Origin of the sequence: Eremococcus coleocola ACS-139-V-Col8 (genome assembly GCF_000183205.1) — a bacterium.
Taxonomy (GTDB): domain Bacteria; phylum Bacillota; class Bacilli; order Lactobacillales; family Aerococcaceae; genus Eremococcus; species Eremococcus coleocola.
In genome coordinates this window covers 25,079-36,583 of the sequence record NZ_AENN01000009.1, presented here as the reverse complement: position 1 = coordinate 36,583, position 11,505 = coordinate 25,079, and the positions used below count along the sequence as shown (strand labels likewise).

8 protein-coding genes, 21 tRNA genes, 1 pseudogene and 1 other annotated feature (1 of these 31 running past the window's edge) are annotated in these 11,505 nt (G+C 39.9%); of the genes and pseudogenes, 28 read left to right on the top strand and 2 right to left on the bottom strand.

The window, feature by feature from the left end:
• The first annotated feature begins 11 nt into the window (after positions 1-11).
• From HMPREF9257_RS02965 to HMPREF9257_RS02835, 27 genes and pseudogenes are all read left to right on the top strand, one after another.
• Positions 12-84: transfer RNA gene (locus tag HMPREF9257_RS02965), tRNA-Val, on the top strand.
• Between the two features lie 5 nt (positions 85-89).
• Positions 90-162, top strand: a tRNA-Lys gene (locus HMPREF9257_RS02960).
• Between the two features lie 10 nt (positions 163-172).
• Positions 173-254, top strand: a tRNA-Leu gene (locus tag HMPREF9257_RS02955).
• Positions 255-277: 23 nt separating this feature from the next.
• Positions 278-350, top strand: a tRNA-Thr gene (locus HMPREF9257_RS02950).
• A gap of 8 nt (positions 351-358) precedes the next feature.
• Positions 359-430 (top strand) — tRNA-Gly (locus tag HMPREF9257_RS02945).
• Between the two features lie 9 nt (positions 431-439).
• Positions 440-525, top strand: a tRNA-Leu gene (locus tag HMPREF9257_RS02940).
• 6 nt (positions 526-531) lie between these two features.
• Positions 532-605, top strand: a tRNA-Arg gene (locus HMPREF9257_RS02935).
• Positions 606-615: 10 nt separating this feature from the next.
• A tRNA-Pro gene (locus HMPREF9257_RS02930) sits at positions 616-689 on the top strand.
• Between the two features lie 12 nt (positions 690-701).
• Positions 702-774 (top strand) — tRNA-Ala (locus HMPREF9257_RS02925).
• Positions 775-791: 17 nt separating this feature from the next.
• Positions 792-865, top strand: a tRNA-Met gene (locus HMPREF9257_RS02920).
• Positions 866-873: 8 nt separating this feature from the next.
• Positions 874-947: transfer RNA gene (locus HMPREF9257_RS02915), tRNA-Ile, on the top strand.
• A gap of 22 nt (positions 948-969) precedes the next feature.
• A tRNA-Ser gene (locus tag HMPREF9257_RS02910) sits at positions 970-1,059 on the top strand.
• Between the two features lie 13 nt (positions 1,060-1,072).
• Positions 1,073-1,145 (top strand) — tRNA-Met (locus HMPREF9257_RS02905).
• Positions 1,146-1,158: 13 nt separating this feature from the next.
• Positions 1,159-1,229, top strand: a tRNA-Gly gene (locus tag HMPREF9257_RS02900).
• Between the two features lie 7 nt (positions 1,230-1,236).
• Positions 1,237-1,310 (top strand) — tRNA-Ile (locus HMPREF9257_RS02895).
• A 25-nt stretch (positions 1,311-1,335) separates the two neighbouring features.
• Positions 1,336-1,423, top strand: a tRNA-Ser gene (locus HMPREF9257_RS02890).
• 22 nt (positions 1,424-1,445) lie between these two features.
• A tRNA-Glu gene (locus HMPREF9257_RS02885) sits at positions 1,446-1,517 on the top strand.
• Positions 1,518-1,529: 12 nt separating this feature from the next.
• Positions 1,530-1,619, top strand: a tRNA-Ser gene (locus HMPREF9257_RS02880).
• A 12-nt stretch (positions 1,620-1,631) separates the two neighbouring features.
• A tRNA-Met gene (locus HMPREF9257_RS02875) sits at positions 1,632-1,704 on the top strand.
• 13 nt (positions 1,705-1,717) lie between these two features.
• Positions 1,718-1,790: transfer RNA gene (locus HMPREF9257_RS02870), tRNA-Asp, on the top strand.
• Between the two features lie 7 nt (positions 1,791-1,797).
• A tRNA-Gly gene (locus HMPREF9257_RS02865) sits at positions 1,798-1,868 on the top strand.
• Positions 1,869-1,957: 89 nt separating this feature from the next.
• Complete coding sequence (locus HMPREF9257_RS02860; protein ID WP_006417963.1) at positions 1,958-2,203, top strand: EamA family transporter; 246 nt, start codon at positions 1,958-1,960, stop codon at positions 2,201-2,203.
• Positions 2,204-2,368: 165 nt separating this feature from the next.
• Positions 2,369-2,734 carry an EamA family transporter gene (locus HMPREF9257_RS02855; RefSeq protein WP_040466659.1) on the top strand — a complete coding sequence of 122 codons (366 nt, stop codon included), beginning with the start codon at positions 2,369-2,371 and terminating at the stop codon, positions 2,732-2,734.
• 385 nt (positions 2,735-3,119) lie between these two features.
• Complete coding sequence (gene ppdK / locus HMPREF9257_RS02850) at positions 3,120-5,747, top strand: pyruvate, phosphate dikinase (RefSeq protein ID WP_006417967.1); 2,628 nt, start codon at positions 3,120-3,122, stop codon at positions 5,745-5,747.
• A 25-nt stretch (positions 5,748-5,772) separates the two neighbouring features.
• Positions 5,773-6,390 (top strand): helix-turn-helix transcriptional regulator, encoded by a 618-nt coding sequence (locus HMPREF9257_RS02845; protein ID WP_006417964.1) that lies wholly within the window; start codon positions 5,773-5,775, stop codon positions 6,388-6,390.
• The gene (locus HMPREF9257_RS02840) at positions 6,391-7,221 is read left to right on the top strand and encodes a pyruvate, water dikinase regulatory protein (protein WP_006417959.1); all 831 of its coding nucleotides are present in this window, start codon (positions 6,391-6,393) and stop codon (positions 7,219-7,221) included. It abuts the gene before it with no gap.
• 214 nt (positions 7,222-7,435) lie between these two features.
• Positions 7,436-7,741, top strand: a pseudogene (locus HMPREF9257_RS02835) (FAD-binding protein); the annotation flags it as partial.
• Positions 7,742-7,803: 62 nt separating this feature from the next.
• Here the strand turns inward: HMPREF9257_RS02835 and HMPREF9257_RS02830 are convergent.
• Positions 7,804-8,604, bottom strand: coding sequence for a hypothetical protein (locus HMPREF9257_RS02830; protein ID WP_040466658.1), 801 nt, complete (start codon positions 8,602-8,604; stop codon positions 7,804-7,806).
• A gap of 147 nt (positions 8,605-8,751) precedes the next feature.
• On the opposite strand from HMPREF9257_RS02830, the gene metK reads away from it, so the two are divergent.
• Positions 8,752-9,930: a methionine adenosyltransferase gene (gene metK, locus HMPREF9257_RS02825; protein ID WP_006417976.1), complete on the top strand. Its 1,179-nt coding sequence runs from the start codon at positions 8,752-8,754 to the stop codon at positions 9,928-9,930.
• 852 nt (positions 9,931-10,782) lie between these two features.
• Here the strand turns inward: metK and mnmM are convergent.
• Positions 10,783-11,376: a tRNA 5-(aminomethyl)-2-thiouridylate-methyltransferase MnmM gene (gene mnmM, locus HMPREF9257_RS02820; protein ID WP_081453718.1), complete on the bottom strand. Its 594-nt coding sequence runs from the start codon at positions 11,374-11,376 to the stop codon at positions 10,783-10,785.
• A 62-nt stretch (positions 11,377-11,438) separates the two neighbouring features.
• Positions 11,439-11,505, top strand: a binding site (T-box leader) (it continues 139 nt past the right edge of the window).

Sequence of the window (11,505 nt, the reverse complement as noted above, 5' to 3'; positions counted from 1 at the left end):
ATATCGAATATGGAGGTTTAGCTCAGCTGGGAGAGCATCTGCCTTACAAGCAGAGGGTCAGCGGTTCGATCCCGTTAACCTCCACTTTCGAGCTGTTAGCTCAGTTGGTAGAGCATCTGACTTTTAATCAGAGGGTCACAGGTTCGAGCCCTGTACAGCTCATAGTAATCATGCGGGTGTGGCGGAATTGGCAGACGCACCAGATTTAGGATCTGGCGCCGCAAGGCGTGGGGGTTCAAGTCCCTTCACCCGCACTTTGCTTATTTAATATTATTAAGCCGGCTTAGCTCAGTTGGTAGAGCATCTGATTTGTAATCAGAGGGTCGAGGGTTCAAGTCCTTTAGCCGGCACTAAATATGCGGAAGTAGTTCAGTGGTAGAACATCACCTTGCCAAGGTGGGGGTCGCGGGTTCGAACCCCGTCTTCCGCTTCGTATCATGCCGGAGTGGCGGAATAGGCAGACGCACAGGACTTAAAATCCTGCGGAGGTTACACTCCGTATCGGTTCGACTCCGATCTTCGGCACTACATGCACCCTTAGCTCAATTGGATAGAGTGTTTGACTACGAATCAAAAGGTTACAGGTTCGACTCCTGTAGGGTGTATTAATATTAACGGGAAATAGCTCAGCTTGGTAGAGCACTTGGTTTGGGACCAAGGGGTCGCAGGTTCGAATCCTGTTTTCCCGATTTATAATTAATGGGGGCTTAGCTCAGCTGGGAGAGCGCCTGCTTTGCACGCAGGAGGTCAGCGGTTCGATCCCGCTAGTCTCCATTTTTTTATTTAATTTTGGCGGAGTAGCTCAGCTGGCTAGAGCGTCCGGTTCATACCCGGGAGGTCATGGGTTCGATCCCCTTCTCCGCTATCATACTTGGACCTTTAGCTCAGGTGGTTAGAGCCTCCCGCTCATAACGGGATGGTCGTAGGTTCGAGTCCTACAAGGTCCATAAGACCTATTTTGCTTTTTTTGGAGGATTACCCAAGTCCGGCTGAAGGGAACGGTCTTGAAAACCGTCAGGCGTGTAAAAGCGTGCAAGGGTTCGAATCCCTTATCCTCCTTTTTATATATTATCGCGGGGTGGAGAAGTTGGCATCTCGTCGGGCTCATAACCCGAAGGTCGTAGGTTCGAGTCCTACCCCCGCAATTTTCCGTATAATGCGGGTGTAGTTTAGTGGTAAAACTACAGCCTTCCAAGCTGTTGTCGCGAGTTCGATTCTCGTCACCCGCTTTTATACGGGCCTGTAGCTCAGTTGGTTAGAGCGCACCCCTGATAAGGGTGAGGTCGATGGTTCGAATCCATTCAGGCCCATTTTTCTTATATCAACTTGGTAAATGGGGAAGTACTCAAGAGGCTGAAGAGGCGCCCCTGCTAAGGGTGTAGGTCGGGAAACCGGCGCGAGGGTTCAAATCCCTCCTTCTCCGTCATTTATTTTTTGTTGATTATGGTCCGTTGGTCAAGTGGTTAAGACACCGCCCTTTCACGGCGGTAACACGGGTTCGAATCCCGTACGGACTATTTTTATTTTTTGGAGGATTACCCAAGTCCGGCTGAAGGGAACGGTCTTGAAAACCGTCAGGCGTGTAAAAGCGTGCAAGGGTTCGAATCCCTTATCCTCCTTTTTAAAATTATCGCGGGGTGGAGAAGTTGGCATCTCGTCGGGCTCATAACCCGAAGGTCGTAGGTTCGAGTCCTACCCCCGCAATTTATATTTTATTGGTCCGGTGGTGTAGGGGTCAACATGCCTGCCTGTCACGCAGGAGATCGCGGGTTCAAATCCCGTCCGGACCGCTTTTATGCGGGTGTAGTTTAGTGGTAAAACTACAGCCTTCCAAGCTGTTGTCGCGAGTTCGATTCTCGTCACCCGCTTGGTAAGACTAGCTAAGGCTAGTCTTTTTTTATTATTTAATATTTTAAGAGACGGTAATGACTTGAAAAGGTTTAGGTGGATTTGGCTTTTGCTTGCTGGTTTAATGTGGGGGAGTAGGGGCTTGTTTATTCGGCAATTATCAAGTTTTGGACTGAATAATTATGTAACAATTTTCGGACGAATGTTTTCTGCAGCTTTATTTTTAGGTTTAATTTTTTTAATCAAAGATCCAAGACTTTTTAAGGTATCCTATAAAGATTGGACTTTAATGATAGGATCTGGTGTAATCGGAATGGGAATTATTAATGTCTTTTATAATATTGCTATTATTTAGACCTTCCTGGTTTTAGCTGCAGTTTTATCAGCTTTAGTTCCTGTTTTTGTCGTGTATTTTGCTGCTATATTTTTCAAGGAAAAGATTACGATTAGTAAACAGATTTGTGTGGGCCTAACTTTACTTTGTGTGATATTTGTTTCGGGTTTTTTGGAATCAGCTAGTTTGAAATGGACTTATACTGGCATTATTTACGGAGCTTTAGCGGTTTTTTTCTACGGGGTATATGGAATTTTTTCCAAACAATTAGCTGTTCGTCAATCTCATTACTTAACTTTAATATTTTATGGTTCTCTCTTCGCGGCAATAAGTATTAGTTTTGTCACTGTTTTTCATGTATTCTGGCAAAGTTCGGCGAATCAACCCCATTTATTCTTATGGTTAGGTCTAGATGCTGTATTCTTATCTGTTATTCTATCTGGTTTGTATGCCATGTCCATGAATTTTTTAGAAGCGGGTAAAGTAGCTATTTTGGCCTCAGGAGAGACGCCAGCAGCTATGGTTATGGGTTTAATCCTTTATCATGAATAGCCGACCTCTATAGCGATATTTGGTTTATGTTTAACTTTTCTAGCGATTTATATTTCAAATCTGCCAGTTAAATTAAGTCTTCCAAATATTAATGATCGTCTTTTAACTTAAGATTTTCTTTAAATATTTAACTTTTTTAATTATTACTTTAGCCCCTTAGGGGCTTTTTTATTAGTGCAACATTTTAATTTATTTCTAATATTTATTATTTTTGTTATTTCAAGATGTTTAATCATGTTATTTGAAATTTTGTTAAAGCTTTTAATAGAGGCTTTAATTTATAAGTGTTTATTTTGTTTATACAAATCATCGATTTTATATTGACTATTATTAGTGCGACATTTATACTATATTTTGTAAATATTCAACACTAATGGAGGTCATTATGGAAAAATTATTGTATCATTTCAGTGAAGGTAATGCGTCTATGCGTGACATTTTAGGCGGTAAGGGGGCAAATTTAGCCGAAATGACGCGGATTGGTTTACCGATTCCAAACGGTTTTACGATTTCTACTAAAGCTTGTTTAGCGTTTTTAGATGGTGATCGGACTTTATCCCAAGAGTTGAAGCAACAAATTGATCAGTACTTAGAAGAAATGGAGATGAAAACAGGAAAGCAATTCTCAAATCCTAACTCCTTACTTTTGGTATCAGTTCGGTCTGGTGCAGCTATTTCAATGCCTGGTATGATGGATACAATTTTAAATTTAGGTTTAAATGATCAAAATGTAGAATACTTAGCTGATTTAACTTCTAACCCAAGGTTTGCATATGACTGTTATCGTCGTTTATTGCAAATGTTTGGAAACGTTGTTTATGGAATTGACGGACGCGCTTTTGAAGATATTTTAGATGATATCAAATCAAGTAAAGCATATTCTTCAGACTTAGATTTAACGGTAGATGATTTAAAAGAAGTGGTTAGACGCTACAAAGAAGTCTACCAAGCCAACCAATTAACTTTCCCCCAAGAACCAATTCAACAACTCTATGATGCAGTTAAAGCTGTTTTTGCTTCTTGGGATAATGATCGGGCCATTGTGTACCGGAATTTAAATCATATTCCACATACCATGGGGACAGCGGTTAATATTCAAGAAATGGTCTTTGGTAACTTGGGTGAAACATCTGGAACGGGTGTTACTTTCTCAAGGAACCCAAATACCGGTGAGAATGAACTTTTCGGTGAATTCTTATTAAATGCTCAAGGGGAAGACGTCGTGGCTGGTATTCGGACACCTAAGCCAATTTCTTCATTGAATGATTTAATGCCGAAAATCTATTATCAATTTAATGCGATTTCAGAAAAATTAGAACGGCATTATGGCGACATGCAAGATATTGAATTTACAGTTGAAAATGGTAAGCTATTCATTCTCCAAACCCGGAATGGTAAGCGAACAGCCAAATCTGCTTTAAATATTGCCTATGAAATGGCAATGGAAGGCATTGTTGATAAGGGACAAGCGCTAATGCAAATTAACCCTTCTGCGATTAATCAACTCTTACATCCGATGTTTGATCCAAATCAAGTGGCTAATTTCCCTGTAATAACAGATTCTGGTTTAGCAGCGAGTCCTGGGGCAGCCGTTGGCCATATTTATTTTGATGCTGCGACTGCTAAAGAACATAACTTAATGGGAGAACGTGTTATCTTAATGCGACAAGAAACTTCTCCAGAAGATATTGAAGGCATGGTATCTTCGGCTGCAATTGTAACTAGCCGAGGAGGTCTAACTTCTCATGCGGCTGTCGTGGCTCGGGGGATGGGAACTTGTTGTGTAGTCGGTTGTGAAGATATCCGAATTAAAGAAGCAGAAAAAGTGGTTGAATATCCTGGTGGTGTTTTACATGAAGGAGATTTAATTTCAGTTGACGGTTCTACTGGTACCCTCTATTTAGGCGAAGTGCCTACGATTCCATCTGAGGCAGACGAACGCTTTGAAAAAATAATGACTTGGGCCCGCGAAATTGCCGATATGAAAGTAAGGATGAACGCTGAAACTCCAAGTGATATTGAAACAGGACTTCGTTTTAAAGCAGCCGGAATTGGCTTAGTTCGGACGGAGCACATGTTCTTTGGTTCAGATCGTCTACCACATATGCGGCGGTTCATTCTTGCTGAAAACGATCAAGAACGTCAAGCTGCCTTGGATAATTTAATCAATTTCCAAAAAGAAGATTTTTCAACTATTTTCCAACAAATGGAAGGTCTACCAGTGGTTGTCCGTTTATTAGATCCACCGCTACATGAGTTTGTACCGTCTTCTCAAGAAGATATCGCTCAAGTTGCTAAGCAACTTGAAATGGATCCAGCCAAATTAAACCGACGTGTTCTTGAACTGCATGAAGTGAATCCAATGCTTGGTCACCGCGGGGTACGTTTAGCCATTTCTTACCCAATGCTTTATCAAATGCAAGTTCAAGCGATTATTGAAGCCGCATTAGAATTAAAAGCACAAGGTATTAACGTTGAGCCGGAAATTATGATTCCATTGGTGGGAATGAAAGAAGAACTTAAAGAAAGCAAAGCCTTCTTGGAAAAACGGATTCAAGCGATTTTTGATGAAAAGGGCGATACCGTAGATTACCAGATTGGAACCATGGTTGAATTACCACGGGCTTGTCTGACAGCCGACCAATTAGCTGAGGATGCAGAGTTTATTTCTTTCGGTACCAATGACCTAACCCAAATGACCTATGGTTTCTCCCGTGATGATGCGGGTAAATTTATCCAATCCTACATTAAAGACCGGGTCTTAGCCTTTGATCCTTTCCAAACCATTGACCAAGAAGGGGTCGGTGAATTAGTTAAAATTGCAAGTCAAAAAGCTAGAGCTAGCCGTCCGGGAATAACCATGGGCGTTTGTGGAGAATTAGGCGGCGACCCTAAATCAATTGAATTCTTCCATAATATTGGTTTAGACTATGTGTCATGTTCACCTTTCCGCTTGCCGGTGGCTCAATTAGCTGCTGCTCAAGCTACGATTAAGCAACCAAGAAAGTATTAAAATCAAATAATGGAGCGATGTAAGTATGGAACTAAGTCCACGACAATATCAAATTATTGAAATTGTTAAAGCCAATGAACCCATTAATGGGGATACAATTGCCCAACTTTTGGGCTTAAGTCGGTCAACTTTAAGAAGTGATTTTGCGATTTTGACCATGACGGGCATCTTGGATGCTCGGCCCAAGATAGGATATTTTTATTCAGGTCTAGATTTTCAACCTCTATTTCTAGATAAATTAAATCACATGACCGTAGCTGAAATTATGATCCCGGCTATTATTATTAAGCAGGACACTAGTGTTCAAATGGCAATTAGTCATCTTTTCTTACATGATGCTGGCTCCCTCTATGTAGTCGATGATAACGAAGAGTTAGTTGGCTTAGTTTCAAGAAAAGATTTACTTAGGACTGTACTTAATAAAAGTGATGTTTCCGTTCCGATTGCCGTTATGATGACGCGTTGGCCTAATATACATGTCACTTATCCGAATCGTCCGGTCTTAGAAGCGGGGCAAATGCTACGTGACTTTGAAATTGACTCTTTACCCGTATTAAAATCAGACCAATCAAAACAGGTAGTTGGTAAATTATCCAAGACCAGTTTAGCCTATTTATTAGTTGACTTGGGGGTGGTTGAGTAGATGAAAGCCAGTCAAGAAGGAAGCCCACTAGCAATCTTTATGATTTCTGACTCAGTCGGTGCAACAGCCCAGAAAGTTACCCAAGCAGGTTTAGCTCAATATCCCCAGTTAGCAATTGATGAAATACGACGTTTTCCTTTTGTTAGGGATAGTCAAACCTTAATACCAATCTTGGAAGATGCCCTTAAGGAACAAGCCATCGTGATTACAACTTTGGTTTCAGACCAATTAAATCAGATGGTAGAAGAATTTTGTACCTTACATGGACTAGACCATGTGGATTATATTTCTCCGCTGATGCGGATTATTTCACGGCGGACCCAACTGAAACCCACCCGCCAAAGCGGTTCAATCCATGCTATGAATAAAAACTATTTTGACCGAGTTGATGCGATTGAGTTTGCTGTAAAATTTGATGATGGCCGGTCGCCACGAGGTTTTCTAGAATCCGATTTGGTCTTATTAGGGGTGTCTAGAACATCAAAGACCCCGCTGTCTATTTATTTAGCTAATAATAATTCGCTTAAAGTTTCTAATCTACCTTTAGTTCCAGAAATTACTTTACCCAAGGAAATATTTCAGGTTCCAAAAGAGAAGCTGATTGGTCTGATTGCTAGTCCCCGTTATATTATGCGGATTCGACAAGAACGGGTAAAAGTCTTAGGCCTTGGTCAAGGATCTGCTTATGATGATTTGAGTCGAATTAAGTCAGAATTATTATATGCTCAGAAAATCTATGACCAGTTGGGGATTCCAGTCGTTAATATTGAAAATAAATCAATCGAAGAAACAGTAGTTCATATTGAAGCCATTCTCAACCAATATCAATAAATAGTTAAAGGGACTGGATTTTTTTGCCCAGTCCTCTATTTTTATTAAAATATGATAAGAAAACACTTACAAACTTGTGGAGGAATGTTTTATGATGTGTGAATGAGAAGGGAGAGTTATGAAATTTTAGAAGTTTTCGTTAAGTTTAGTTTTAACTGGACTGTTAGCTGCGCAAATGCCAATCGTTCACGCTGAGGAATATGTTTCAGAATCAGCCGTTGCTACTGGTAAAGATGGCGAATTTGAACGTGAAACCGGTATGGAATATGACTTATCTAAAGCACCTTTCTATGCAATCCAAATTGCACCGGGAATTCATCATACCATGGGTGGTTTGTCTATCAATACTGAGGCACAAGTTTTAAATGAAGATCGCCGAGCTATTTCTGGACTTTATGCAGCCGGTGAAGTAGTTGGTGGCGTCCACGGTTCTAACCGGCTTGGTGGTAAGGCTGTAGCCGATATTATTGTATTCGGTCGTCAAGCTGGTAACCAAGCAACCTCATTTGTTAAAGAATAGTTTAACAGTCTAAATAATAAAAACGTCTTAATCCGATTAAGGATTAAGACGTTTTTTGATTATTAGAAAAGAACACTGAGGCTATAAATGATAGTGAAGATACTTAAGACCGCGGATAAATAATTTATTTTCCGTTGGCTCTGGTCAGAATTTTTGGTAACAACCAGGCTTGGTATTAAGGCAAAACCTGAAACTAATAAGCAGAGAATTTGAACTAAAAAGTAGGAACGGCTTGGTAAACTAAGATAGAAGCCTAGAGCTAAGGCAAGAAAACTTAGAATATAACCTAGATAACGTAAGCGGGGCCAAAGTTTAGAGGGTTGATAAATAGAAAGTTCATCTTTTAAGTGGAAAGTTTGAATATAAATCCCTGCAAACATAAGAACAATTGGAATTAAATGAATTAGCAAATCATTATTAATGGCACCAACTTGGGAATAGTAAGCTATGATGTTGAGGATAAAGCTTTCATAGAAAATAGCTAAAATATAGGCATATATCGTATTGGAAATATTATAAGGGTAATAGATGATGTGGGTATAAATTAAATAAAATAGAATGAGCAAAATAATAATCCAATGTTGGCGAATCATTAAAAGAATCGCAGCTAAAATCATCAGGCCCTGTAGAATCCTTAGCAACAAGGGATTGTCAGTAATTGAACTCTCACGGTCAAATTTTAAATGTAGAAAATGTAAGGTTAATTGTGAAGTGAGTGCAATCAAATAAAGTAAGATTACCGCTAACCACTTAGGTGATTGACTGTGGCTTACCCCCATAATAGCGCCAAAAAGTATCAAAGAGAGGGGGGCGATAAAGATTTTGAGGTAAGGGTTCTGTAAATAATTTATAAATTTTTTCATCTTGACTAGCCTTTCCATATTACTATCATTCATATTAATAATAAGGTATAATCCTTGTTGTATCAATGAAAAATTAAAAATCCTTACATTTGTAAAGATTGTAATATTTACTACAGCAAAAAAACATGCTGGAAAGGAAGATTATTTTTGGAAAAATATTTATTTACATCTGAGTCAGTCACTGAGGGACATCCCGATAAGATTGCGGACCAAATTTCAGATGCGATTTTGGACGCGATTCTTAGTCAAGACCCTTATGCCCGGGTCGCTTGTGAGACTGCAGTCAATACCGGTCTAGTCCTAGTATTTGGTGAAATTACCACCTCGGCCTATGTTGATATTCAAGCGGTAGTCCGCCAAACCATTCGTGAGATTGGTTATACGGATAAGAAATACGGCTTTGATGCAGACAATGTTGCGGTCTTGGTTTCCTTAGATGAGCAATCACCGGATATCAAACAAGGGGTTGACGCAGGAATTGAATCCCGTCAATCAGACCAACAAAAGATTGGAGCTGGAGACCAAGGGATTATGTTTGGCTATGCCACTAACGAAACCCCAGAATATATGCCTTTAGCGATTGCATTTTCCCACCGTTTAGCCCGTCGCTTAGCCGAAGTTCGAAAAAGTGGACTACTAGCCTACCTTGGGCCAGATGGTAAAACCCAGGTAACTATTGAATATGATGAGCAGGGTCAAGCTCAACGCATTGATAATATAGTCATCTCTACCCAACATGCGGAGGAAATTTCTTTAGTTAAAATTCGCCAAGACATGATTGAACATGTGGTAAAGGCAGTGATACCAGCTCATTTATTAGATGATGAGACGGTTTATTATATCAACCCAACGGGTAAATTTGTGGTCGGGGGTCCAGTGGGAGATTCTGGTTTAACTGGCCGGAAAATTATCGTAGATACCTATGGTGGCTCAGCCCACCATGGGGGTGGTGCTTTTTCTGGTAAGGATGCTACCAAGGTAGACCGGTCAGCTTCTTATGCGGCTCGTTATGTCGCCAAGAATTTAGTGGCCGCTGGAATTGCGGACCAAATCGAAATCCAAATCGCCTATGCTATTGGTGTGACTAAACCAACTTCTATTGCTGTGAATAGCTTTGGTTCTTCTAGCTACTCTAATAAAAAAATTATACGTGCCATTCGGTCTGTGTTTGACTTAACGCCAGGGGGTATTATCGAAAGTTTAGACTTAAGAAAACCAATTTACCGCCAAACAGCCGCCTATGGTCACTTTGGTCGCCTTGATATTGATTTAACTTGGGAACAAACGGATAAGGTGGCTGCTTTAAAGGCCTACTTTGCCCAATAATTAACTTTAGATACCTTTTTTCCCCCTAAAGTTGGATGATTCAATCCAATTTCAGGGGGGTTCGTTTTTTATAAATTTTTGTATAGCTATCGGGGCTAATTTATTAAGGTAATTATTTACGATGGTAAGTGAAGTCATCAGATAGAATTAAATAGATAGAAGGGTAACCAGTCCTTCACCTAAATTCAGCTGAAGTGTCTGTTTATCTTTAAATAGTTGTAGGGAAAAGTATAATAAGGGTATAAATGAGACTATGTGGATGGAGGCAAACGAATGAAAAAATGGCTAAGCATTGTTTATTTCATTTCAGTGTGTGCTAGTGCTTTAGTGGGTTTCTGGCATTTCTTTGTGCCCCATATGTTTCAGTGGTAAGACTATCTGCCAATGCAATATGAAAATCTTATCGTTGGAATCGACTATACAAACTATTGCTTTTCCTTTCTGCTTTTTGGATTGAGTCTAATGCTGATTATTTTAGGAAAGTAGGCTTTATCAGGCAATCAGGAAGTTATTTACTTTTACTTTTTCCTAACTCTTGTCTGTATTTTCCGAGTCTGCTCATCAATTTTTATCGAACCATGGCCATTGCAACCCATCCCCGCTGCCGCAATTGGACAAATGATTGCTACATTGATTCTGGCGCTTATGATGTTTATAATAAGCACTTGTCTTTATAGGAAATTAAAGAGAAATAGTTTACTTAGCATTTTTGATGAGAAAGTTTATGAACAGCTAATTTAATATTCTAAAAAAACTAGAAGATAATAAAATTTTCTATAAATTAGCAAAAATAAGAGATTCTGTTTTTCTACTTTTTGCCCGCTCCCAATAATTTTAGACATAATATCTATATCAAACCTTTGCAGTTTTTATCCGTTCAATCACGATAACATAAGGCGGTTGGTTGGCCTGATTAAGAAATTGATATTGGAGGACCTGGAATTCTGTTTGGGACCATTGGCTGACTTCAGCTAAAAGTTTAGTGGATTCCACCTGCCCTTGAGGGTGGCCCCAATAAACCACCAAAATTAGTTGACCGTGTAGGTCTAAATGTTGGGCCAAAGTCTTTATAGCAGTTAACGTAGATTGCCATTGGGTGGTGATTTGGTGGTCGCCCCCGGGCAGATAGCCTAAATTAAAAATGGCGGCCTGTAATTTTTGCCCAGGAGTCAGATGAGCTTCTAGGTTGGCATGGCTATCATGGATTAATTGATAGCGGCTTGGGTCAAGGCCTAATTTGTTTAAGCGGTCTTGGCTATTGGTGAGGGCTTGATCTTGGATATCAAAGGCTAGGACCTGCCCATGAAAATTAGGTTTTTGTAAGATAAAGGCGGTATCGTGGCCATTTCCCAAGGTGGCATCAACAAAAGTCCCTTTAGGAAAGCGGTCAATAAGAGCAGTTAGGAGTTGGTGGGAATAATGGAGGGCAGATTGCATCGAAGTCATCTCTTTCTTTAGATAAGGAGCAATGATTGCTAAATAAGGCTTGCTATGCTATATTATACCTAATAAATAAAGGGATTAGAACTAGTAAACTTTAGACTTCTGTAGAGAGCTTATGGTCGGTGCAAATAA